Here is a 23,111-nt window from a genome sequence, read left to right as displayed (position 1 = left end):
TCCGTCAGGCATCGCGATGCCTGACGGAGGGAGGGGGCGAATCGTTTGAACTAGACAAAGCGCAAACGCAGGCGCAGCTTTCAGGATATGCGCCACTACATCGCTTACTTTCTTATGGCGGTTCTTGCGGCGGGGGTCGCTTTCTCGGGGTATCGCTGGCGAGTCCAATCTCGTCGTGAACATCGCAGAATTTGGGGAAGGAAACGGTAGATGGGCAACTATCCCTGCATTTTGCGCACCGGCGAGCGAGTCGATGCGGATGCGCTGTACGAGGAATTCCACACGATATGCGCGCGCGACCTGACTAGCGCCCATCAAGGTCAAACGGCTTGGTCCGGGGTTCGCATCTTCGATATGGTCGGTGCTGATCGTGTCGCCGAGCTCCCGCTCCTCACAGAGCTGCTCGACCGCCTCGGTCGACATAACGTCGTCATGGTCAATTACTACAACATGGCGCCCCACTCGGAACAGCATGAACACCGGGACCAATCGGGCAACCTGTTGTTCGGAATTTCCCGAATCCATATTCCGCTGCGCACGAACGCCAGCGCTGTGCTTCGCATCGAGCGCCGCGACTATCACCTGCCCGTAGGAGAGGTTTGGGCGATCGACACTTCCGGCCGGCACGCTGCCGTGAATGGGGGTGAGCTTGATCGAGTCCACCTGGTTATTGATGTGAAGCGCGCGCCAGAGACGGCATTCTGCTTTCCCCGCATGACGGCGGCGGTCTACATCCACCTTGCCCAATTCGTGGCGATAATGGCGTGGAAGCTGGCGCGTGACACGGTCCTGCAGCCACGGACGATCGCGGACCGCGCGCATTATGTCCTCCGCATGGCGCTGGGCAAGGCGCGGGAGCACCGCGCCTAGCTCGCGGACTGGAGGATAAGCATCCTCCTTGAACCTGAATCGGCACCAATTCACATCGCCCTATGCGTAGAGCACTGCCAAGACATTCTATGTCGCGCGTATGGGCCCCGCGATATCCCCATCCGCATCGATGGGAAGCAGTGCCCGCTGAAGAGATACGGTATCCCGCCGCGAAGGGTCACCAAGCGGTCGTTGCTCGCGATCGTATTGCGGGCGCGAGCGCGCTAACATCGGTGTGGGCGATGATCAGCTTTCCTGTGCAGGTACCGCCGGCGGGCTGATCGGCCCGGCCGGATAGCCAGCGGTGATATCGATCGCGAAGACGTCCTCGGCAGTGGCGTCGGAGGCGTTGGCAGCTGCATGGATCTCGGCGCGGATGTCCTGGCTGCGCGCATGGATCGCCGAACGGCGAGCAGCGCGAGCGCTCGCCTGGCACGGTCGAGGCGAGCGTCCGACAGCTCGCCGCAGCGATCAACTTCGCCTACGGGCGCAAGGATACGCTGTTCCCCGCCGCCTTCGCCGCCAAGAAGCCCGAGGAGGTCAGCCGCACGCCGGTCCACCGAGCTGACGTCAAGACGCTGGCAGCGATGTTCCGCTACTGCGTGGCGCCCTAGGCAAAGCCCGGCCCGGCCCTAAGGATGCAGATAGCCGCCGGGCGCAGCGCGAGCGGCTGCACCGCTTCCTTCAGATCAGCGTGGCGACCTGGGCGCGGCCGGATACGGCGCACGATGTGTCGACCCACCGGGCGCGAGACCAGTGGCATTCGAACGCTCGCGCGATGAGCCTGAACCCGCGCGGCCAAGCGAAGAAAAAGCAGCGGCCCATCATGCCGATCCCGCCGCAAATGGCGGGGCTGCTGGACAAGACGGCCGGCTTCGATGTGTCCGTCTATTCTGTGCGGAAGGCGTTCGAGGCGATGCAGGCGGCACTGTTGCTGCCGGGCGACGCGAGAGCGGGCTCAAGCTCATCCGCCGATCTATGGCGCACTTGGCGCGCCAGCGGCGCGGGGAGCGCGACTGGATCGAGCGCTCGCTGAATCGATCCTTGCTGCGCCGTCTGGGGTCTCTTGTTCCTGCTCAACGAGGGGGACGCGCCCTTCACCCGCAAGGGGCTTCGGCAACAAGTTCCGGGACTGGTGCGACCAGGCGAGCCTCATAGATTGCTCGGCCCATGGCCTCAGGAAGGCGGCCGCCCGGCGCTTCGCAGAGGCAGGGTACAGCAACCAGGAGATCAAGGCGTGGACCGGTCACACGACCGATGGCGAGGTCGCGCGGTACACTACCGCGGCGTCGCAAGAACTGCTGAGCGACGCGCCTGCTGAGAAGCTGATGGCTAACCTTCGCGAGCGGTTAGCCACTCGCGATCTCAAGACGCTGAAATCGAAGGCGTAAACGAACAAGGTGGCGCACCCGACAGGATTCGAACCTGTGACCTCTGCCTTCGGAGGGCAGCGCTCTATCCAGCTGAGCTACGGGTGCCTGGAAGCCGCGCCTAGCAAAGCAAAACAGCGCGCGCCAGCCGTTTCCTTTGTCAGCGCGCCGCTTGCTTGCGCGCGGCGGGCGCTGGGGTCTTGGGCTTGTAGGCGCACAGGTCGGCCACCACGCAGCGCCAACATTCGGGCGTGCGCGCCTTGCACGTGTAGCGGCCGTGCAGGATCAGCCAGTGATGCGCGTGGAGGCGGAAGGGCTGGGGGACGCGCTTCTCGAGCTTCGATTCGACGTCGAGCGGAGTCTTGCCGCGGGCGAGGCCGGTGCGGTTGCCGACGCGGAAGATGTGCGTGTCGACTGCGAAGGTCTCTCGGCCGAAGGCAGTGTTGAGCACGACGTTCGCGGTCTTGCGCCCGACCCCGGGCAGCGCCTCGAGCGCCGCGCGATCCGCGGGGACGTCGCCTTCATGGTGCTCGATCAGCGCGCGGCTGAGGGCGAGGACGTTCTTCACCTTGGTGTTGTAGAAATTGATCGTGCGGAGATGCTCGCGCAGCGTATCCTCGCCGAGCGCGAGCATCTTTTCGGGCGTGTCGGCCAGCGCGAACAGCTTTCGCGTCGCCTTGTTGACCCCCACATCGGTCATCTGCGCCGATAGCGCCACCGCGACGAGCAGCGTGTAGGGATTGCTGTATTCGAGCTCGGTCTCGGGATGCGGGTTGTCCGCCGCGAGCCGCGCGAAGAACTCGACGATCTCCGCCTTGTTCAAAGGCCGAGTACCTGGTCCATCGTGTAGCGGCCGGGCTGCTGGCCCTTGAGCCAGAGCGCCGCCTGGACCGCGCCGCGCGCGAAGATCGCACGATCGTCGGCGCGATGCGTGAGTTCGATCCGCTCCCCCGCGGTGGCGAAGATGACGCTGTGATCGCCGATCACCGATCCGCCGCGCAGGCTCGCCATGCCGATCGTCCCGTCGGCGCGCGGGCCGGTGAGCCCGGCGCGATCGCTGACCCCCGCCTCGGTCAGCGTGGTGCCGATGCCGTGCGCCGCGGCGTTACCGAGAATCAGCGCGGTGCCCGAGGGCGCGTCGGCCTTGTTGCGGTGATGCATCTCGACGATCTCGATGTCCCAGTCGGCCCCGAGCCGCGCCGCGGCCTCGCGCACCAGCCGGGCGAGCAGGCCAACGCCGACCGAGGTATTGCCGGTCTGGAGCACGGCGATCTCGGCCGCGGCGGCATCGATCAGCGCGTGGTGGTGCGCGCCGAGGCCGGTGGTGCCGACCATGATCGGAGTCCACGCCGCGCGCGCCGCGGCGAGATGCGCCTCGAGCGCGGCGGGGGCCGAGAAATCGACCAGCACATCGGCTTTGCGGGCGAGATCGACGGGATTGTCGCCCATGTCCGCGCCGCCCGCGACCTGCGCGCCCAGGCTGGGCGCGACCGCGGCGATCGCCTGCCCCATGCGCCCCATGCTCCCGAAAATACCGATGCTTGTCATGCCCCACGCTGTGGCACAATCGGGGGGCTGCGCGACAGGGGCTATTTAGGTTTCTTGCCCAGCGGCATCCGGAAACGGACCGTCGCGGCCGGAGCGGTAGCGCCGGGGAAGTTGCGCTGCTCGCCCTCGACCGCGACTTCGCCCGGCCCGACCTGCACCGCCGCGCGTACCAGCGGCTCGACATAGCGCGGCGCGACCTTGCGCAGCCGGTACTGCTCCGGGTCGGCGGTGCCGCACACCACGATTTCGTCACCTGCCTTGTCGCAATTGGGCGTGGTGGCGATCGTTCGCGTGCCGTCCTCTTCGCCACCGGGGAATACCGGGCGGTCCTGGAGGGCGAGCAACAAGGCGAGCAGCATCGGGCAGGCACTCCAAGGGTGCCCGCATTCAACCCTCGATTTGCGGCAGCGGCATGGCAGCTTGTAGGGAGTACGGATGGCCGACTTCCACAGCATCGTCATCCTCACCGGCGCCGGCGTCTCCGCCGAGAGCGGCGTCGCGACCTTTCGCGGGCCCGGCGGGCTGTGGGAGGGGCATCGCGTCGAGGATGTCTGCACGCCCCAGGCGCTGGCGCGCGACGCCGAGCTGGTCCATCGCTTCTACGACGAGCGTCGCGCCAAGCTGGCGCAGGTCGAGCCCAACGCCGCGCATCTGGCGCTGGCGCGGCTTGAAGCGCAGTGGCCGGGCGAGCTGCTGCTGGTCACCCAGAATGTCGACGACCTGCACGAACGCGCCGGATCGCAGCGGCTGCTGCACATGCATGGCGAGTTGAAGTCGGCATTGTGCGCGGCTTGCGGGGTGCGCGAGCGCTGGGACGCGCCGCTGCCGCCTGAGAGCGAATGCCCCAATTGCGGAACGCCGGCGCTGCGCCCCGACATCGTGTTCTTCGGCGAGATGCCGTACCAGATGGAGCGGATCGAGGCGGCGCTTGCCCAGGCCGATCTGTTCGTGTCGATCGGGACGTCGGGGGCGGTCTATCCCGCCGCAGGCTTCGTCCAGACCGCACGGCATCGCGGCGCGGCGACTCTAGAGCTCAATCTCGATCCATCCGAGGGGAGCATCTGGTTCGAGGAGAGCCGGATGGGGCCGGCGGGGACGCTGGTGCCCGAATGGGTCGAGGAAGTTCTGAGTCAGTCGACCCAGTCGAGCCCGATCTCGCGATAGAGCCCGCGGTCCTCTTCCCATTTCGGGTTGACCTTGACGTGGAGGTAGAGGTGCACCGGCACCCCCATGATCCGCGACAGCTCGGCGCGGGCGCGGGCGCCGATCTCCTTGATTCGCGCGCCGCCCTTGCCGAGCACGATCGCGCGCTGGGTGTCGCGCGCGACGAGGATCTGCTGGTGGATCTCGACCGAGCCGTCGGGCCGCTCCGAATATTTCTCGGTCTCGATCGCGCTGGCATAAGGCAGCTCGGCGTGCAGCTGGAGATAGAGCTGCTCGCGCGTCACTTCGGCGGCGATCATCCGCTCGGTCGCGTCGGATACCTGGTCCTCGGGGAAATGCCATGCGCTCGCCGGCATCACCTTGGCCAGCGCGGCCTTGAGCTCGGGCACGCCGTCGCCGGTCTGCGCGCTGACGAAAAAGGTCTCGTCGAAGGGCAGCATTTCATTGAGCTTGGCGGCGTGGCCGAGCAACCGCGGCTTGTCGGCGATATCGACCTTGTTGAGGATCAGGATCTTCCGCTCGGGGCGGTTGGCGAGGCTCTCGATGACCTGCTGGACCTTGGAGCCCGTCCCGCCCTTGCCGTCGACCACCAGCGCGATCAGGTCGGCGCCATCGGTGCCCTCCCAGGCCGCGGCGACCATCGCACGATCGAGCCGGCGCTCGGGCGTGAAGATGCCGGGGGTGTCGACCAGGATGAGTTGGGCGTCGCCTTCGATCGCGATGCCCATCAATCGTGCGCGCGTGGTCTGCGCCTTGGGGCTGACGATCGCGACCTTCTGGCCGACGAGCTGGTTGACCAGGGTGGACTTGCCGGCGTTCGGCGCGCCGACGATGGCGATGACGCCGCAGCGTTGGGTGGGGGAATCGGGAGTATCAAGGGACATTCCGTGCCCTTACCCCGTTCGCCCCGAACTTGTCGAAGGGCGATCTTTCCGCGTTACCTGGAAGCCAGCTTTTCCAGCAGCGCCGCCGCAGCCGTGGTCTCCGCTTCCTGCTTGCTCGTGCCCTCGCCGGTCGCGTCCGGGAGCTTGCCGATGCTCACCTTGACCTTGAACCGCGGCGAGTGGTTCGGTCCCGAGCGGTCGACGATCTCATATTCGGGCGGGCGGCGGTTGTTCGCCGCGGCCCATTCCTGGAGCGCTGACTTGGGGTGCTTGGGCGCCTGGCCCTGCGTGCCGATCCGCTCGCACCAGGCTTTGCGGATGAACGCCCGTGCGGGCTCGAGCCCGAACTCCAGATAGAGCGCGCCGATCAGCGCCTCGATCACGTCGCCCAGCACATTGTCGCTGTCCGCCGCGCCGTCCTCGCGCGCCTGCTTGCCCAGCCGCAGATACGGCACAACGCCCACTTCGCGCGCGACATCGGCGCAGACCGGCCCGGTCACCAGTGCGTTGAGCCGGCGCGACAGCGCACCCTCAGGCTCGTCGGGGAATTTCTCGAACAGCCATTCGGCGATGACGAGGCCGAGTACGCGGTCGCCGAGAAACTCCATCCGCTCGTAATTGGCCGCCGCCTGGCTGCCATGCGTCAGCGCGCGCTGATAGGCCGCGAGGTCCGCAGGCTTGCGGCCGAAAGTCTCTGCGATCCAGCCCCCCAGCGCCGCGGCGGTCAGAAGCCTTCTCCCAGCCGGTTCCAGCGCGCGGCGGTGAACCACGTCCAGGGCAGGATCCAGTTGGCGCTGCCGTCGGTCGACCAGAAGCTGACCACTGCCTTGCCCTCCAGATTCTCCAGGGGCACGAACTCGATGCCCCCATCGGCGTGACTGAAGCGGCTGTCGGTCGAATTGTCGCGATTGTCGCCCATCAGGAAGACATGGCCCGCGGGCACCGAATAGATGCCGGTATTGTCCTTGGGATAGCTGCCTTGGTCGAGCACGTCATAGCTCTTGCCGTTGGGCAGCGTCTCGCGGAAGCGCGGGATGCTGCACACCTGGTTGCCCTGCGCATCGACATTCTGGAACTGCGGCTGGCAGCGCTGGAAGTTGGGCGTGATCGGCAACACGAACTGCGCGATGCGATTCTTCGGGATCGCCTTGCCGTTGAGGATCAACTGGCCGTCGATCATCTGCACGGTATCGCCCGGCAGGCCGATGACGCGCTTGATCCAGTCGGTATCGTTGCCCGGCGGCGCCTTGAACACCACCACGTCGCCGCGCTCGGGCGTGCCGCCGAAGACGCGCCCCGGGATCAGCGGCAGGCTCCACGGCAGCGAATGCTTCGAATAGCCGTAGTTCCACTTGGTGATGAACAGATAGTCGCCGATCAGCAGCCGCGGCAGCATCGATTCGCTGGGAATCGAGAAAGGCGAGAAGATGAAGCTGCGCACCACGAACACGATCAGCGCAAGCTTGATCAGGAAAGAGCCGAGATCCTTCCACTCCGACTTGGGCTTTTCGGCCGGTGCGGTCCCCACCGAATAGGGCTTGGGGGCATCGGCTGCGGGCTTTTCGGGCTCGGTCGAGGGCGCATTTTCCATATGGCGTGCTCTGCGTGCGCTGGACGGGGAGGTCAAGCGGCTGAATCCGGTGGCAGCCGCAGCGAGGGAACGATAGGGGCAGCCTGCGCTCAAGGAGATGAACATGGCATTGCCCGACTGGTCGACGATTCGTGCGTTGGAGGCCGCGCCGCTCAAGCAGCTCTTCGATAGGGACTCTGGCCGCGTCGCCACGCTTTCGGCCGATGTCGCGGGGATCCATTTCGATTGGTCGAAGACGCATCTGACGCCACAGGCGGTGCAGGCCTTTGCCGCGCTCGCCGCGGACATGGGACTTGCCGCCAAGCGTGACGCGCTGTTCGCCGGCCAGGCGATCAACGTCACCGAAGGCCGCGCCGCCGAGCACACCGCCGAGCGCGGCGAAGGCGCCCCGGAAAGCGTCGCCCGCGCTCGCGGCTTCCACAGCCGCATGCGCGCGCTTATCGACGCGATCGAGGCCGAGGCCCTGGGCCCCGTCCGCCATATTCTCCATATCGGCATCGGTGGCTCGGCTCTGGGCCCCGACCTGCTCGTCGATGCGCTCGGCCGCGATGCCGATCGCTACGACGTTGCGGTGGTCTCCAATGTCGATGGCGCGGCGCTCGACGAGGCGCTCGACCGCTTCGACCCGCAGGCGACGCTGATCGCCGTTGCATCGAAGACCTTCACTACCACCGAGACGATGCTCAACGCCGACAGCGCATTGGGCTGGCTCGAAGCCCATGGCGTCGAGGATCCCTACGGCCGCGTGATCGCGCTCACCGCGGCGCCCGAAAAGGCAATCGAATGGGGCGTCGACGAGACGCGCGTGCTGCCCTTCACCGAGTCGGTCGGCGGGCGCTATTCGCTGTGGTCGTCGATCGGCTTCCCCGCGGCGCTGGCGCTGGGCTGGGATGCGTTCGAGGAGATGCTCGAAGGCGCCGCCGAAATGGACCGCCATTTCCGCCTGACTCCGCTCGACAAGAACGCGCCGGCGCTCGCCGCCTTCGCAGACCTCTATTACGCCCAGGCGCGCGGCTGCGAGACGCGCGCCACCTTCGCCTATGACGAGCGGCTGCGGCTGCTGCCGAGCTACCTCCAGCAACTGGAGATGGAATCGAACGGCAAGCGCGTCACCGCCGAGGGCCAGCCGGTCGATTGGCCGACGGCACCAATTACCTGGGGCGGCGTCGGCACCGATGCGCAGCACGCAGTGTTCCAGCTGCTCCACCAGGGCACCCGGCTCGTGCCCGTAGAGTTCGTTGGGGTGATCGAGGCCGGCGACGGCCAGGCCGATGCGCACCACAATCAACTGCTGCTCAACATGTTCGCGCAAGGCGCCGCGCTGATGGCAGGCAAGCCGCACGACGATCTCGCCCGCGCCTATCCCGGCGACCGGCCGAGTTCGACGCTGCTACTCGACACGCTCGATCCGCGCACGCTCGGCGCGCTGCTCGCGTTCTACGAGCAGCGGACCTTCGTCAACGCAGTTTTGCTCGGGATCAACCCGTTCGACCAGTTCGGCGTCGAGCTCGGCAAGGAGATGGCCAAGGCTGCGGCGCAGGGCGGCGGGGATTTCGATCCTTCGACGACCGACTTGATCGCGCGGGCTTTCGGCTAAGGCTGCGCAACCCTATCTTCCGTTTGGGTTGAGCCTGTCGAAGCCCGCTTTCCACTCGCGCCACGCCCGTGGCACTCTGCCCTTCGACAGGTTCGGGGCGAACGGAAGTCAGCATGTCCGAATACGATTACGATCTCTTCGTTATTGGTGCGGGGTCGGGCGGCGTCCGGGCCTCACGCGTGTCGGCGGCCTATGGCGCCAAGGTGGCGGTGGCCGAGGAGTATCGCGTCGGCGGCACCTGCGTGATCCGCGGCTGCGTCCCCAAGAAGCTGCTCGTCTATGGCGCGCATTTCGCCGAGGACCTCAAGGATGCCAAGCGCTTCGGCTGGCAGGTCCCCGAATGCGATTTCGACTGGGCGACCCTGCGCGACAACGTCCTTGGCGACGTCGATCGCCTAAACGGCCTCTACACCCAGGGTCTCGGCAACGCCGGCGCCGAGATCATCCTCGAACGCGCGACGGTCACCGGCCCGCACGAAGTGACGCTCGCCTCGGGCAAGAAAATCACGTCGAAATACATCCTGATCGCTACCGGCGCGCACCCGCACGTTCCCGAATTCCCGGGTAGCGAGCACGGCATCACCTCGAACGAAGTCTTCCATCTCGACGCGCTTCCCAAGCGCATCCTGATCGCGGGCGGCGGCTATATCGCCAACGAATTCGCCGGGATCTTCAACGAATTCGGCAGCCATGTGACGGTGGTCAACCGCACCGACGTGATCCTTCGCGGCTATGACCATTCGGTCCGCGACCGGCTGCTCCAGATCTCGCTGACCAAGGGCATCGACTTCCGCTTCCACGCCGAGTTCGAGAAGATCGAAAAGCTCGAAAACGGGTGCCTGAAAGTGTTCCTCACCGGGCAGGAACCGATGGAGTTCGACGTCGTCCTGTTCGCCACCGGCCGCGTCCCCAATTCGAAGGATCTGGGGCTCGAGGAGGTCGGGATCGAGCTCGACGCCAAGGGTGCGGTCAAGGTCGACGAGCGCAACCAGTCGAGCGTCGAGAGCATCTACGCCGTCGGCGACGTCACCAATCGCATCCAGCTCACCCCGATCGCGATCCGCGAGGGCCAAGCCTTCGCCGACACAATCTTCGGCAACAATCCGCGGACGGTCGATTACAGCTGCGTGCCGAGCGCCGTGTTCAGCCATCCGCCGATCGCCAGCGTCGGGATGACCGAGGGCGAGGCGCGCAACAAGCTCGGCTCGGTCAAGGTCTATGCCTCGGACTTCCGCGCGATGAAGAACGTGCTCGCCAACCGCAACGAGCGCGCGCTGTATAAAATGGTGTGCGACGGGATGACCGGTCGGGTGGTCGGCATCCACATGATCGGGCCGGATGCGCCGGAAATCCTCCAGGCCGCCGCGGTGGCAGTGAAGGCTGGGCTCACCAAGGAAGCCTTCGACGACACCGTCGCGCTGCACCCGAGCATGGCCGAGGAGCTGGTGCTGCTGAAGTAGGTAATCTGTACCCCGGCGAATGCCGGAGCCCAGTCTCGACGGGGCCAGCGAGCAACCTCGCCCTCCCGAAGGACTTAGCAACTGGGCCCCGGCCTTCGCCGGGGTAGAGGGCAGGACTCAGCTGTTGGCGGATTCCTGCAGCATCACATCCGCCTCGTCGAGCGGCACCTTGTCGGCCCGGCGCGATAGCCAGGCCGTGGTCGCCAGGTCCCAGGTGACGTTGCCGACGGTGCGCATGATGTCGGGCAGCGTCTCGACCGCGACGAGCAGCCCGAGCGGCGCCACCGGCGCCCCGATCGTCGCGGCGACGGGCGCGATCGCGCTGACATAGCTTACCGTGCCCGGCAGGCTGACCGACCCGAGCGACGTGAGCGTGGCGACCACCACGCCCACCGCGAGCGTCGCGGGGCTCAGCGGCACCTGGAACCACGAGGCGACGTAGATGGCGACGGCGAAGTTCATCGCCGGGCCGGTGGCGCGAAAGATCGCTACCGCCAGTGGCAGCGTCACGCCCGAGACCGCGACCGGTACGCCCAGCCCACTTGCGCCTTCGATCATCACCGGCAACGTCGCCAGCGACGATTGGGTGCTCAGCGCCACGGCCTGGCTTGGCGTCGCCGCACGGACATAGCGCGCGAAACGCACCCGCCCGCCAAATACCGCGACCGGATAGGCGAACAAGGTCACCACGAGGCCGACCCCGGCAACCACGAGGATATAGTGGATCAGCGCGCCGAACGCGCCCGTTCCCGCCTTAGCGCCGACCACCAGGGCCAGCGCGAACACGCCGATCGGTCCGATCCACAGCACCCAGTCGATCACCACCAGCATCACGTCGCGCAGTGCGATGAAGAAGCGCGTCATCATCGTTCGCGCCTCCGCGCCGACGCGCGTGACCGCGAAGGCGAATACCAGTGAGAAGATGATCAGCGACAGGAAGGCGTTCTCCGCCGCGGCCTTGACGATATTGGCAGGAATGATCGCGGCGATGAACTCGCCGATCGGCGGCACCGGGCCGATCTTCTCGGCCCCGGCCAGCGCCGCGCGCAGGCTCGCCGCCGATTCCTGCGGCAAGGGCGCGATCTGGAGAAACAGCGGGGTCAGGATCGCGGCGGCAGTCGCGGAGAGGAACAGCACAACGACATAGAGCGCGATCGCGCGCCCCGCAAGCCGTCCCGCCTGCGCGGCCTCGGCAGTCGCGGTCACGCCGGTGATCAGCAGCGCGACGACCAGCGGCACGATCGTCATCTGCAGCCCGTTGAGCCAGGCCTGCCCGATCGGCTGGGCGATTTCGGCCACTGCCAGCCCGGTCTGCGGCGCGTAGGCGGCGAACAAGGCCCCAACGGTCAGCCCGACGATGAGCGACAGAAGAATACGGGTAGGTTGCGACATGCTCGCCCTTTGCAGTTTTCGCCGCTATCCCTGCGGACACGAACCGCCACAAGGGCGCGAACAGGCAGGGCATGGCAAGAAAATATTTCGGCACCGATGGAATTCGCGGCACCACCAACGTCGCGACGATGACTGCAGCAATGGCGATGAAGGTCGGCATGGCGGCCGGCGCGCATTTCGTGCGCGGCGATCACAAGCACCGCGTGGTGATCGGCAAGGATACGCGGCTCTCGGGCTATATGCTCGAAAACGCGATGGTCGCGGGGTTCACCAGCGTCGGCATGGACGTGGTGCTGGTCGGACCGATGCCCACCCCCGCAGTGGCGATGCTCACCCAGTCGATGCGCGCCGATATGGGCGTGATGATCTCGGCGAGCCACAATCCCTATGCCGATAACGGCATCAAGTTGTTCGGCCCCGACGGGTTCAAGCTCTCCGACGAGGACGAGCTGGCGATCGAGAAGCTGATCGACGGCGACGTGCCGCTTGCCGCCTCGGCGAATATCGGCCGCGCCCGTCGGGTGGAGGATGCCCGCGGGCGCTATACCCACGCCGCCAAGTCGACCTTCCCGAGCGACCTCACGCTCGACGGATTGAAGGTGGTGATCGATTGCGCCAATGGCGCGGCGTACCAGGTCGCCCCCTCGGCGCTGTGGGAGCTCGGCGCCGAAGTGATCGCCATCGGCGTCACCCCGAATGGCAAGAACATCAACGACGGCGTCGGATCGACTGCGCCGGATACCTTGTGCGAGACCGTGGTGGGATCGGGCGCGCATATCGGTATCGCGCTCGATGGCGATGCCGACCGGCTGATCGTGGTGGACGAGACCGGCAAGGTCATCGACGGCGATCAGCTGATGGCGCTGATCGCCGCCGGCTGGGCGCGCCAGGGTCGGCTCGCCGGGGGCGGGCTGGTCACGACGGTGATGTCGAACCTCGGCCTCGAACGCCACTTGGCCGCGCAGGGGCTCGGCATGGTCCGCACGTCGGTCGGCGATCGGTACGTCCTCGAGAAGATGCGGTCGTCGGGCTACAATGTCGGCGGCGAGCAGAGCGGGCACATCATCCTCTCCGACTACGCCACCACCGGCGACGGGCTGGTCGCGGCGCTGCAGGTGCTCGCCGAGATCGTCCGCGCCGACGCGCCGGCCAGCGAAGTCCTCCATCGCTTCGATCCGCTGCCGCAGATCCTCAAGAATGTGCGCTTCAAGGGCGGCAAGCCGCTCGACGATGCACGCGTCCAGGACGCCATCGCCGGCGCCGAGGCCGAGCTTTCGGGCAACGGCCGCCTCGTGATCCGACCTTCGGGCACCGAGCCGGTGATCCGCGTGATGGCCGAAGGCGACGACCGCGGCCAGGTCGAGGCGGTGGTCGATCGCATCTGCGACGCGGTGCGCGCGGCGGCGGCCTAGACCACCGCCGCTACGCCGGTCAGGCGAGGGTCAGCCCGACATCCACATTGTTGCGCGTGGCGTTCGAATAGGGGCAGATCTGGTGCGCGGCCTCGACGAGCTTCTCGGCATCGGCGCGCTCGATCCCCGGCAGATTGACTTCCAGGTCCGCGGTGATGCCGAAGCCGCCTGCCGCGCGCGGGCCGATACCCACCGTCGCGGTGACCGTGGTCTCCGCCGGCACGTTGAGCTTCAACTGCTGGCCGGCAACCTTGAGCGCGCCGATGAAGCACGCCGAATAGCCCGCTGCGAACAGCTGCTCGGGGTTGGTGCCGTCGCCGCCGGCGCCGCCTAGTTCCTTCGGCGTCGAGAGCTTGGCGACGAAACGGCCGTCCTCGCTGCGGGCTTCGCCGTCGCGACCGCCATTCGAGGTGGCGCGGGTGCGGTATTTGACATCGACGGACATGACATGGCTCCTAGTTTCTGCGATAATGATTATCGCGATAATTAACCTCTAACTGGTGTCGGAGCGCTTGTCCAGACAAATATTTATCGCGATATACATTCGCGATATCGCTTCTGGAGACGCCTGATGCCTGCTGCCCCGCTCGACGATCAGCTTTGCTTCTCGCTCTATGCGACCAGCATGGCGATCAACCGCGCCTACAAGCCGATTCTCGACCAGCTCGGCATCACCTATCCCCAATATCTCGTCCTCCATGCACTGTGGGAGGAGGACGGGCGCACGATCGGCGCGATCGCCGAGCGGCTTGCGCTCGAATCGAGCACGGTGACGCCGCTGGTCAAGCGGCTCGAAACCGCCGGTTTCGTCGCGCGCGGGCGCAATCCGCAGGATGAGCGGCAGGTGCACGTTCACTTGACTGCGCGCGGGAAAGCGATGCGCGAGCAGTGCGCGTGCCTCGCCGAAACGCTGGCGGCGCGATCGGGGATGACCGGCGCGCAGCTCGGCGCGCTCAATTTGCAGGTCAAGGCGCTGTGGAACGCGTTGCGGACGCCTGCCGAACGGGACTAGGAAGCCGCATGCTCGAAATGCGCCCCGATTGCGAACGCTGCGGCACCGATCTTCCGCCCAACGCGCCCGGCGCGTTCATCTGCTCGTTCGAATGCACCTGGTGCGCCGCGTGCGCCGAGGCGGCCGACGACCATTGCCCCAATTGCGGCGGCGAGCTGATGGATCGGCCCACGCGAGCGGGCGATCTGCTCGAACGCCATCCGGCGAGCACCCAGCGCAAGTTCAAGGGATGAACCCGTGACACCGCGTATCCTGATCATTGCCGGTTCGGACTCGGGCGGCGGCGCGGGCATCCAGGCCGATATCAAGACCGTCACGATGCTCGGCGGCCATGCGATGACGGCGATCACTGCGATCACCGCGCAGAACACGCTCGGGGTCACCGGCGTTCATCCGGTGCCGACCGACATGGTCCTCGCCCAGATCGAAGCGGTAGTCCGCGACATCGGCGTCGATGCGGTCAAGATCGGCATGATCGGATCGGCGCGCACCGCCGTCGCGGTCGCCGAGACGCTCGCCGAACTGCCAGGCGTGCCGGTGGTGTTCGACCCGGTCATGGTCGCGACCAGCGGCAGCCGGCTCGCTGACGAGGCGACGATCGCCGCGTTCGAGCGGCTGATGGACTGCGCCACCGTGGTTACTCCCAACCTCCCCGAGCTCGAGACGCTGGGGCGCGATCCGCAGGAATTGACAGCGGCGCACGGCTGCGCGGTGCTGGTCAAGGGCGGGCACGCCGCCGGCCCCCAGGTCACCGACCGGCTCTATTCGGCCAATCCCGACGACCCCCCCGAGATAGAATGGAGCGATCCGCGAATCGACACGCAGGCGACGCACGGCACCGGCTGCACCTTGTCCTCGGCGATCGCCTGCGGGCTCGCCCAGGAATGGGATCTGCCCGAAGCCATCGCCCGCGCGCGCCGCTTCGTCCGCATCGCGATGCGCGCAGCCCCCGAACTCGGCCGCGGCCACGGCCCGATGGCGCAGCAGGCAGTGCGGCTCGATCTCAACATGAGCTTCTTCGAGCCGATGCTCAACCAGGTGACCGTGCCGGCCAAGGATCTCGCGGCATCCGAGCGCTTCTATCGCCTGCTCGGCCTGCGCCAGGTCGTCCGCGCCAGCCCGCGCTATGCCCGGTTCGAGACCGAGGGCGGCGCCACCTTCTCGATCGCCACCGACGAGGGCTACACTGCCCCGGTCGCCTACTTCGAATGCGGCGACCTCGACGTGACGGTCGCCTATCTCCAGCAACAGGGCGTCAAGTTCGAGGCCGAGCCCAAGGACGAGCCCTGGGGCTGGCGCGAAGCGCGCCTCCGCGATCCCGCGGGCAACGCGATCCGTCTCTACCAGGCTGGCGAGATGCGTCGCTTTCCGCCATGGCGCCTCGACGATGCTTAAGTCCGGGCCGCACCTCAAGTTCGAGCGGAAATACCAGCGCCTCCACAAGGGGCTAGTCGCCGGCGTCGACGAGGCGGGCCGGGGCCCGCTCGCCGGCCCGGTCGTCGCCGCCGCGGTTGTGCTCGATCCCAAGGGCATTCCCGAGGGCATCGACGATTCGAAGGCGCTCACCGCCGCCAAGCGCGAGCGGCTGTGCGAGGAGCTGCTGAAATGCGCCAAGGTCGGCCTCGGCATCGCCAGCGTCGAGGAAATCGACAGCCTCAACATCCTCTGGGCGACGATGCTAGCGATGACGCGCGCAGTCGAGGCGCTCGGCTTCGTCCCCGCCTTCGTGCTGGTCGACGGCAATCGCTGCCCCGATTGGGCGCATCAGAGCCACGCCGTGATCGGCGGCGACGCCTTGTGCCTGTCGATCGCCGCCGCCTCGATCGTCGCCAAGCATCGCCGCGACTGCATGATGGCCGAGCTCGACGCGCTCCACCCGGGCTATGGCTGGGCGAGCAACAAGGGCTATGCCGCCCGGGTCCACCAGGAAGCGCTGCGCACGCTCGGCCCCACGCCGCATCACCGCCGCAGCTTCGCCCCCGTCGCACAGGCGCATTTCGATTTCGGGCCGCGTATCGCCGCCGAATAATCGAGGCCGTACACCTGCGCGAAAGGTAGGCGGTGGCAAGCGCGGTGTTTCGCCATTAGATGGGGATCCATGCTTCGTTTCCTGCGGTCGCCGCTCCTCGCCTCCATTGCTCTCTCCACGCTCGTCCCGGTCGCCCCGGTCTACGCGCAGACGGCGCCGCGCCCGGTCCAGACGGCGGAGGATCCCTGGCTCTACAAGGGCAGCGACCTTGTCCATGACGAAGCCTGGAAGTTCGGGCGGCTCTCCAACGGCCTGCGCTATGCGGTGCGCAAGAACGGCGTGCCCCCCGGCCAGGTCTCGGTCCGCGTGCGGATCGATGCGGGTTCGTTGATGGAGCAGGAAAGCGAGCGCGGCTTCGCGCACTTGCTCGAGCATCTCTCGTTCCGCGGCTCGACCTTCGTTCCGGATGGCGAATCGAAGCGGATCTGGCAGCGGCTCGGCGTGACCTTCGGCTCGGATTCGAACGCCAGCACCACCTTTACCCAGACCGTCTACAAGCTCGATCTGCCCACCGCGACGCCGGCCGGGATCGACGAAAGCTTCAAGATCCTCGCCGGCATGATGGCCGCCCCCGCGATCACCCAGGCATCGCTCGACGCCGAGCGCCCGGTCGTGCTCGCCGAGGCGCGCGAACAGCCCGGCGCGCAGGAGCGGATGCAGGATGCTATGCTCGGGCTGATGTTCGCCGGCCAGCCGCTCGCCAACCGCAAGCCGATCGGCACCACCGCGGCGCTCACCGGCGCCACGCCCGAGAGCGTGCTCGCCTTCCACAATCGCTGGTATCGCCCCGATCGCGCCGTGGTGATCGCGATCGGCGACGTCGATCCCGCCACGCTCGAAGCGATGGTCCAGAAGCATTTCGGCACATGGCAGGGCAAGGGCGCCGCGCCCAAGAGCCCCGATTTCGGCAAGCCCGTCGCCGAAGGCAATCCCGTCGCCGCCAGCATCGTCGAGCCCGCGGTGCCGCCGCTCGCGATGATGACGATCGTCCGCCCCTGGACGGTGTTCAGCGACACGGTGATCTTCAACCAGAAGCGGATGATCGACCTCGTCGCGATCCGCATCATCAACCGCCGCCTCGAAACCCGCGCGCGCTCGGGCGGCAGCTTCGTAGGGGCCGGCGCCGATCTCAGCGACGTCGGTCGCTCGGCCAACATCACCACGGTCAACGTCATGCCCGTCGGTGCCGATTGGGAGACCGCGCTGCGCGACGTGCGCGGGGTCATCGCCGACGCGCAGAACGCCGCGCCGACCCAGGCCGAGATCGATCGCGAGCTCGCCGAGATCCGCTCGTCGATGCAGCAGCGCATCTCCACCGCGCCGGTCGAATCGGGGATGAAGCTCGCCGACGATCTGGTCGAGGCCGTCGATATCAACGAAACCGTGACCACGCCCCAGGCTTCGCTCGACATCTTCGAGACGGCGGTGAAGGCAAGGATGTTCACTCCCGCGACGGTCCAGGCGGCCGCCAAGCGGGTGTTCGAAGGCACTGCGGTGCGCGCGCTCGTCAATACCCACACGCCCGATCCCCAGCTGGTGACCAAGGTCACCGCCGCGCTCGCCTCGGACGCGGTCGGCACCGTCGGCAAGCGCAAGGCGCTCGGCAATGTCAGCTTCGCCCAGTTCCCCAAGCTCGGCGCGCCGGGCAAGGTGGTCAGCCGCACGCCGGTGCTCCCCGAGCTGGAGATCGAGAAGGTCGTCTTCGCCAACGGCGTCAACCTGCTGATGCGCAAGGATTCGAGCGAAGTCGGCAAGGTCTATGTCAATGTCCGCTTTGGCGGCGGGCTGAACGCGTTGCCAGCGCAGCCTAGCCCAGGCTGGGCCGGCGAGATGGCGCTGCTCGCCAGCGGCATCGGCAAGTTCGGCCAGGAAGAGCTCGACGCGCTGATCGGCAATCGCCAGATGGGCTTCGATTTCGACATCGCGGCCGATGCCTTCCGCCTGGGCGGCCAGACCAACAAGGCCGACCTGCCCGATCAGCTTCGCCTGTTCGCCGCCAAGCTCACCGCGCCAGCCTGGGATCCGAACCCGATCACCCGCGCCAAGACCGCGGTGCTCTCGGGCTATGCGGGGCTCGATTCGTCGCCTGATGCGGTGCTCGGCCGCGATCTCGAAAAGCTGCTCCATTCGGGCGATCCGCGCTGGGGCATCCCCGAGCGCGAGACGATCGAGGCGACGACGCCGGCGAGCTTCCGCAAGCTCTGGGAGCCACTGCTCGCCAGCGGCCCGATCGAAGTCGAAGTGTTCGGCGACATGGATTCGGACGCGACGGTCCAGGCGGTCGCCGCCACCTTCGGCGCGATGAAACCGCGCGCGGCGAGCACCGCGCCGGTGCCGCCGATCACCTTCCCCGCGCATGTCGACAAGCCGGTGGTGCGCACCCATAGCGGCAAGCCCGATCAGGCCGCGGCGGTAATCGCATGGCCCACGGGCGCGGGCAGCGCCGGCATCACCGAGAGCCGCAAGCTCGAAGTGCTCGCCGCGATCTTCCGCGATCGGATGATCGATCAACTGCGCAGCCGTGCCGGCGTCAGCTATTCGCCCAACGTCGCCAGCCAGTGGCCGCTAGGCCTCAGCGCCGGCGGCAAGCTGATCGCGCTCGGCATGGTCGCGCCCGACAAGACCGACTTCTTCTTCACCCTCGCCCGCGAGATCGCTGCGGACTTGGTGGCCAAGCCGGTCGACGCCGACGAGCTCAACCGCGCGCTGGCACCGATCAAGCAGACGCTGCTGCGCCAATCGAGCGGCAACATGTTCTGGATGCGGCTGGTCGAGGGCGGCAGCTACGATCCGGCGCGGATCAGCTCGGTCGATACGCTCGCGCGTGATGTCGCGCTGACCACACCGGTCGAGGTCCAGGCACTCGCGCAGAAATATCTCCGCCCGGACCGCGACTGGTCGATGGTGGTGCTGCCCCGGCCCGATGCCAAGGCGGGGGGCTGAGCGACCACCCTCCCTCGAATCCGCGGGGGAGGTGGCAGACCCAGCGGGGCGGAGGCACGTCACCCCTCTCGACAATCCCACCGCCCCCGCTACCCTGCCCCCATGCAAACGCTCCTCACGGCAGCCCTCGCCATGACCCTCGCCGCCCCCGCCAGCGCCGCCGACCCGGTCCGCGATGCCACCCAAGCAGCGCTCCCGCAGCTCCTCGAATTCTACCGCGACTTCCACGCCAATCCCGAGCTCAGCCTCCATGAGGTCAAGACCGCCGCCAAGCTGGCCGCCGAGGCGCGAAAGGCCGGGTTCACCGTTACCGAGAAGGTCGGCGGCACCGGAGTCGTCGCCGTGCTGGAGAACGGTCCCGGCCCCGTCCTGCTGATCCGCGCCGACATGGACGGCCTGCCGGTCGCCGAGGACACCGGCCTTCCCTTCGCCTCCAAGGTTCGCGCCACCACCGACGAGGGCCAGGAGACCGGGGTGATGCACGCTTGCGGCCACGACACCCACATGGCCTCATGGATCGGCACGCTGCGCAACCTGGCGGCGATGAAGGCCCGGTGGAAGGGCACGCTGGTGATGATTGCCCAGCCTGCCGAGGAACGCGGCATGGGCGCCCGCATGATGCTCGAGGACGGGCTGTTCACGCGCTTCCCCAAGCCCCAATTCGCATTGGCCTTCCACGACGCCGCGACGCTCCCCGCGGGCACTATCGGCGTCCGCTCGGGCTATGCGCTCGCCAATGTCGATTCGGTCGATATCAAGGTGCCCGGGGTCGGCGGGCACGGCGCCTATCCGCACACCACGCGCGACCCGATCGTCCTCGCCGCGCGGATCGTCACCACGCTCCAGACGCTGGTCAGCCGCGAGATCGACCCGCAGGATTCGGCCGTGGTCACCGTCGGCAGCTTCCAGGGCGGCGCGACGCACAACATCATCCCCAAGGAAGCGACGATGCTGCTCACTGTGCGCAGCTACACGCCCGAAGTCCGGAAAAAGCTGCTCGACGGCATCGCGCGTATCGCCAAGGGCGAGGCAGTCGCCGCAGGAATGCCCGAGGATCGCATGCCCGTCGTCACCGTCCGCAACGAAGGCACCCCCTCGACTTTCAACACCGAGCCGCTCACCGGCCGCCTGAATACCTTGTGGACCGCCCGCTTCGGGAAGGACCGCGTCGTCGAGACCCCCGCGGTGATGGGCGGCGAGGATTTCGGCCGCTTCTACCTCGCCGACAAGACGATCCAGAGCATGATCTTTTGGGTCGGCGGTGTGCCGAGGGCGAAGTGGGACGCCGCGCAGGCAGGCAAGGAAACCCTTCCCTCGCTCCACAGCCCGTTCTGGGCGCCCGAGGCCGAATCGGTGATCGGCACCGCCACAGAAGCGATGACCGCCGCCGCGCTCGACATATTGAAGCGCTAAATCGACGAAGCGCGGGCACAAACACGCTTAATTTACGTTAGAGCAACACGTGGTTTCGCCGGAGTTTGGGCATTGGCGCAGGAGAATATCGTCGCGGTCGGCTTGCTGACGAACCGCGACCTCGAACGGCTGGGAAGCGGCTTCAGCCGCTGCTTCCCGGTATCGGACGACGGGAAATTCGAGGATCTGCTACGCGCAATCGACGAAGCCGACGCCGCCTCGGGGCTGCGCGCTGGCCGCATCGAGCCGGACCATACCCGCTGAAACGACTCCCGAAATGGGCATATTTGCGCTTGTAACCCCAGGCGATTGTGGCACTTTTCAGGGGCGATGGAGACGCGAACGCCTGAGTCGGCCTATTTCCAGCATCGCGCCCACCGCGAGCGTGAAGCTGCACGCCGCCAGCAACACCCCGCCGCCCGCCACGCCCATCTCGTCATGGCCGAACGCTATGAGCGCCTGATGGCCGAGGGTGGCCGCTAGCTCGAACCGCCATTCAGTTCGGAACGACGACCATCCGAATGCAGCGTGCTCCTGTTGCAAGGAGCGCGTGGAAGCAGCCAGGAGTGCTAACGTCCAATCCTCACGCCGCCGGCCGCAGCATCGAACCCTGCAGGCTGGTCGAACCGTTGGTCGGTCGCACGCGCCTCGCGGATGGCGAGCCGATAGGCCCACTGCTCCCCCGGCCCTGCGAGCAGATACCATGTCCCGCCTCTGCGGATCGACTCGATCGTCGAACGCCGCGCAGCACTCTCGGCTGCCCCCGCACCAGGCGATGGCCGCGATTCCCGTTTCGTAAACCCGGTATGCTCTGCTAGCCTCGCTGGACGAGGTCGCGCACGCGGCCCGGCACGGGGAGAAAATCGATGGCGAGCACGCACGCGCCGGTGGCCGATCGCAAGGCCGGTCCCTATGCTTGGTATGTCCTCACCGTCCTGTTCCTCGTCTATGCGCTGAATTTCATCGATCGCCAGATCCTGACGATCCTCGCCCCGCACATCCGCGCCGATCTGGGGCTCAGTCATGCCGATATCGGCTTTCTCTACGGCACCGCGTTCGGCGTGTTCTACGCGCTTTTCGGGATTCCCTTGGGCCGCCTCGCCGACAGCTGGCACCGCGTGCGGCTGATGACGATCGGGCTCGCGCTCTGGTCGACGATGACCGCGCTCTCCGGCCTCTCGCGCAACGGCCTGCACCTCGCCGCGGCGCGTATCGGCGTCGGGGTGGGCGAGGCGAGCGCCGGCCCTTCGGCCTATTCGCTGATCTCGGACTGGTTTCCCCGCCGCCAGCGCGCCACCGCGCTCGCCATCTATTCGGGGGGCATCTATTTCGGCGGCGGCTTCTCGCTGTTCCTCGGCGGCGCAATCGTCGACTGGTGGAACGCCGCTTATCCTGGCGGCGGCCCGTTCGGGCTGGTCGGCTGGCAGGCGGCGTTCATGGCGGTCGGCCTGCCGGGCCTCGTCCTCGCTTTGTGGGTGCTCACCTTGCGCGAGCCGATGCGCGGGCTCTCCGAGGGTCTCAAGGCGCCGCCGCACCCTGCACCGTTCAAGAGTTTCCTCGAAGACCTGCTGACCATCCTCCCGCCGCTCACGCTGATCGGTGCCGCGCGCAACGGCGCGACCGCGCTGCTCCGCAACCTCGCCGTCCTCGCATTGGTCGCCGGTGCGATCGCCGCGTTGCTCCGCCTCGGCGAGCCGGTCCCGCAATGGCTCGCGGTCGGCATCGGCGTCTACGCCGTGTACAGCTGGTCGGCGGCGCTGCGCCACCGCGACGCGCCCACCTTCAAACTGATCCTCGGCACGCCCGCCTTCCTCGCGGTCGTCCTCGCCTACGGCCTCAATGCCTTCCTGTCCTATGCCGTCGCCGGGCTCGCCCCCAGCTATGCCGCGCACGTCTTCGGCGTCACCAGCCGCGAGGCGGGGCTGTGGATCGGCGGCCCCGCGATCCTCGGCGGCTTCCTTGGCGTGACGCTCGGCGGGATCGCCGCCGATCGCCTGCGCCGCCGCTGGGCCTCGGGCCGCATCCTGGTCGTGCTGTTCGGCAGCCTCGCGCCGGTCCCGCCGCTGGTGATCGCCTTCACCACCGCCGACAAGTCGCTCTTCTACGCGATGCTCCCGATTACCCAGGTCTTCGCGAGCTGCGCATTAGGCGCCGCCGCGGCCGCGACGCAGGACCTCGTCCTCCCCCGCATGCGCGGCACCGCCACCGCCGCCTTCTTCATCGGCACCACGCTGATCGGCCTCGCGCTCGGCCCGTATCTGGCGGGCCGCGTCGCCGATCTCACCGGCAGCCTGTCGACCGGCATCCTCTCGCTCCTCGCCACCCTCCCCCTGGCAGTGGGCGCCGCGATCGCCGCGCTCCGCCTGGTCCCGGCGGCCGAGGCTTCGCGCGAAGTCCGCGCCCAAGCGGCCGGGGAGCCGCTCTAG

At 67.4% G+C, this 23,111-nt stretch carries 24 protein-coding genes and 1 tRNA gene; 16 read left to right on the top strand and 9 right to left on the bottom strand.

From position 1 onward, the window contains the following. The first annotated feature begins 210 nt into the window (after window positions 1–210). The 3 genes from RZN05_RS18940 (at window position 211) to RZN05_RS18930 (ending at window position 2,261) form a co-directional block, all read left to right on the top strand. Complete coding sequence (locus tag RZN05_RS18940; RefSeq protein ID WP_317228239.1) at window positions 211–870, top strand: aspartyl/asparaginyl beta-hydroxylase domain-containing protein; 660 nt, start codon at window positions 211–213, stop codon at window positions 868–870. 778 nt (window positions 871–1,648) lie between these two features. Then, window positions 1,649–1,906 (top strand): hypothetical protein, encoded by a 258-nt coding sequence (locus RZN05_RS18935; protein WP_317228585.1) that lies wholly within the window; start codon window positions 1,649–1,651, stop codon window positions 1,904–1,906. Beyond that, window positions 1,845–2,261, top strand: coding sequence for a tyrosine-type recombinase/integrase (locus RZN05_RS18930; RefSeq protein WP_317228571.1), 417 nt, complete (start codon window positions 1,845–1,847; stop codon window positions 2,259–2,261). Before RZN05_RS18935 ends, RZN05_RS18930 begins: the two co-directional genes overlap by 62 nt. A 10-nt stretch (window positions 2,262–2,271) precedes the next feature. On the opposite strand, the gene RZN05_RS18925 is transcribed toward RZN05_RS18930, so the two are convergent. The 4 genes from RZN05_RS18925 to RZN05_RS18910 all read right to left on the bottom strand — a co-directional run bounded on the left by RZN05_RS18925 (window position 2,272) and on the right by RZN05_RS18910 (window position 4,147). After that, window positions 2,272–2,348: transfer RNA gene (locus RZN05_RS18925), tRNA-Arg, on the bottom strand. 52 nt (window positions 2,349–2,400) lie between these two features. Then, the gene (gene nth, locus RZN05_RS18920) at window positions 2,401–3,063 is read right to left on the bottom strand and encodes an endonuclease III (RefSeq protein ID WP_317228238.1); all 663 of its coding nucleotides are present in this window, start codon (window positions 3,061–3,063) and stop codon (window positions 2,401–2,403) included. Beyond that, the gene (gene dapB, locus RZN05_RS18915) at window positions 3,060–3,788 is read right to left on the bottom strand and encodes a 4-hydroxy-tetrahydrodipicolinate reductase (RefSeq protein WP_317228237.1); all 729 of its coding nucleotides are present in this window, start codon (window positions 3,786–3,788) and stop codon (window positions 3,060–3,062) included. The genes nth and dapB overlap by 4 nt, the downstream gene beginning before the upstream one ends. A 41-nt stretch (window positions 3,789–3,829) precedes the next feature. Continuing rightward, window positions 3,830–4,147 carry a hypothetical protein gene (locus RZN05_RS18910; protein ID WP_317228236.1) on the bottom strand — a complete coding sequence of 106 codons (318 nt, stop codon included), beginning with the start codon at window positions 4,145–4,147 and terminating at the stop codon, window positions 3,830–3,832. Window positions 4,148–4,223: 76 nt separating this feature from the next. Here RZN05_RS18910 and RZN05_RS18905 point away from each other — a divergent pair, with 76 nt between their 5' ends. Beyond that, complete coding sequence (locus tag RZN05_RS18905) at window positions 4,224–4,952, top strand: NAD-dependent deacylase (RefSeq protein ID WP_317228235.1); 729 nt, start codon at window positions 4,224–4,226, stop codon at window positions 4,950–4,952. Here the strand turns inward: RZN05_RS18905 and era are convergent. Genes era through lepB form a run of 3 tightly spaced genes read right to left on the bottom strand, consistent with a single transcriptional unit; the run spans window position 4,919 to window position 7,427 of the window. After that, window positions 4,919–5,836, bottom strand: coding sequence for a GTPase Era (era, locus tag RZN05_RS18900; protein ID WP_317228234.1), 918 nt, complete (start codon window positions 5,834–5,836; stop codon window positions 4,919–4,921). The two genes, RZN05_RS18905 and era, sit on opposite strands and share 34 nt — an antisense overlap. Window positions 5,837–5,889: 53 nt before the next feature. After that, window positions 5,890–6,606, bottom strand: a complete 717-nt coding sequence (gene rnc, locus RZN05_RS18895) for a ribonuclease III (RefSeq protein ID WP_317228233.1) — start codon at window positions 6,604–6,606, stop codon at window positions 5,890–5,892. Continuing rightward, complete coding sequence (lepB, locus tag RZN05_RS18890; RefSeq protein ID WP_317228232.1) at window positions 6,561–7,427, bottom strand: signal peptidase I; 867 nt, start codon at window positions 7,425–7,427, stop codon at window positions 6,561–6,563. The genes rnc and lepB overlap by 46 nt, the downstream gene beginning before the upstream one ends. A 103-nt stretch (window positions 7,428–7,530) precedes the next feature. Here lepB and pgi point away from each other — a divergent pair, with 103 nt between their 5' ends. Next, window positions 7,531–9,024 (top strand): glucose-6-phosphate isomerase, encoded by a 1,494-nt coding sequence (pgi, locus tag RZN05_RS18885; protein ID WP_317228231.1) that lies wholly within the window; start codon window positions 7,531–7,533, stop codon window positions 9,022–9,024. Window positions 9,025–9,137: 113 nt separating this feature from the next. Beyond that, window positions 9,138–10,484: a glutathione-disulfide reductase gene (gorA, locus tag RZN05_RS18880; protein WP_317228230.1), complete on the top strand. Its 1,347-nt coding sequence runs from the start codon at window positions 9,138–9,140 to the stop codon at window positions 10,482–10,484. 117 nt (window positions 10,485–10,601) lie between these two features. Here the strand turns inward: gorA and RZN05_RS18875 are convergent, their stop codons facing one another. Then, on the bottom strand, window positions 10,602–11,876 hold the full coding sequence (locus RZN05_RS18875; RefSeq protein WP_317228229.1) for a dicarboxylate/amino acid:cation symporter: 1,275 nt from the start codon (window positions 11,874–11,876) through the stop codon (window positions 10,602–10,604). 71 nt (window positions 11,877–11,947) lie between these two features. Here RZN05_RS18875 and glmM point away from each other — a divergent pair, with 71 nt between their 5' ends. Further along, on the top strand, window positions 11,948–13,288 hold the full coding sequence (glmM, locus tag RZN05_RS18870) for a phosphoglucosamine mutase (RefSeq protein ID WP_317228228.1): 1,341 nt from the start codon (window positions 11,948–11,950) through the stop codon (window positions 13,286–13,288). A 19-nt stretch (window positions 13,289–13,307) separates the two neighbouring features. Here glmM and RZN05_RS18865 read toward each other — a convergent pair whose 3' ends face one another. Continuing rightward, entirely contained in the window at window positions 13,308–13,733 is a 426-nt protein-coding gene (locus RZN05_RS18865; RefSeq protein ID WP_317228227.1) for an organic hydroperoxide resistance protein, read from the bottom strand. A 126-nt stretch (window positions 13,734–13,859) separates the two neighbouring features. Between RZN05_RS18865 and RZN05_RS18860 the strand changes: the two genes are divergently transcribed. From RZN05_RS18860 to RZN05_RS18820, 9 genes are all read left to right on the top strand, one after another. Continuing rightward, on the top strand, window positions 13,860–14,300 hold the full coding sequence (locus RZN05_RS18860; protein ID WP_317228226.1) for a MarR family winged helix-turn-helix transcriptional regulator: 441 nt from the start codon (window positions 13,860–13,862) through the stop codon (window positions 14,298–14,300). An 8-nt stretch (window positions 14,301–14,308) separates the two neighbouring features. Then, entirely contained in the window at window positions 14,309–14,533 is a 225-nt protein-coding gene (locus RZN05_RS18855; protein WP_317228225.1) for a DUF1272 domain-containing protein, read from the top strand. 4 nt (window positions 14,534–14,537) lie between these two features. Beyond that, on the top strand, window positions 14,538–15,695 hold the full coding sequence (gene thiD, locus RZN05_RS18850) for a bifunctional hydroxymethylpyrimidine kinase/phosphomethylpyrimidine kinase (protein WP_317228224.1): 1,158 nt from the start codon (window positions 14,538–14,540) through the stop codon (window positions 15,693–15,695). Beyond that, entirely contained in the window at window positions 15,688–16,329 is a 642-nt protein-coding gene (locus tag RZN05_RS18845; protein ID WP_317228223.1) for a ribonuclease HII, read from the top strand. Before thiD ends, RZN05_RS18845 begins: the two co-directional genes overlap by 8 nt. 69 nt (window positions 16,330–16,398) lie before the next feature. Then, window positions 16,399–19,272: a M16 family metallopeptidase gene (locus RZN05_RS18840; protein ID WP_317228222.1), complete on the top strand. Its 2,874-nt coding sequence runs from the start codon at window positions 16,399–16,401 to the stop codon at window positions 19,270–19,272. A 102-nt stretch (window positions 19,273–19,374) separates the two neighbouring features. Next, complete coding sequence (locus tag RZN05_RS18835; RefSeq protein ID WP_317228221.1) at window positions 19,375–20,685, top strand: amidohydrolase; 1,311 nt, start codon at window positions 19,375–19,377, stop codon at window positions 20,683–20,685. A 72-nt stretch (window positions 20,686–20,757) separates the two neighbouring features. Continuing rightward, window positions 20,758–20,949, top strand: coding sequence for a hypothetical protein (locus tag RZN05_RS18830; protein ID WP_317228220.1), 192 nt, complete (start codon window positions 20,758–20,760; stop codon window positions 20,947–20,949). Window positions 20,950–21,015: 66 nt separating this feature from the next. Beyond that, on the top strand, window positions 21,016–21,168 hold the full coding sequence (locus tag RZN05_RS18825; RefSeq protein WP_317228219.1) for a hypothetical protein: 153 nt from the start codon (window positions 21,016–21,018) through the stop codon (window positions 21,166–21,168). A 383-nt stretch (window positions 21,169–21,551) separates the two neighbouring features. Continuing rightward, the gene (locus RZN05_RS18820) at window positions 21,552–23,111 is read left to right on the top strand and encodes a spinster family MFS transporter (protein ID WP_317228218.1); all 1,560 of its coding nucleotides are present in this window, start codon (window positions 21,552–21,554) and stop codon (window positions 23,109–23,111) included.

This window comes from Sphingomonas sp. HF-S4, assembly GCF_032911445.1.
Lineage (GTDB): Bacteria > Pseudomonadota > Alphaproteobacteria > Sphingomonadales > Sphingomonadaceae > Sphingomonas > Sphingomonas agrestis.
The sequence above is the reverse complement of the archived record's forward strand: the minus strand, read 5'-3'. Positions and strand labels throughout refer to the sequence as shown.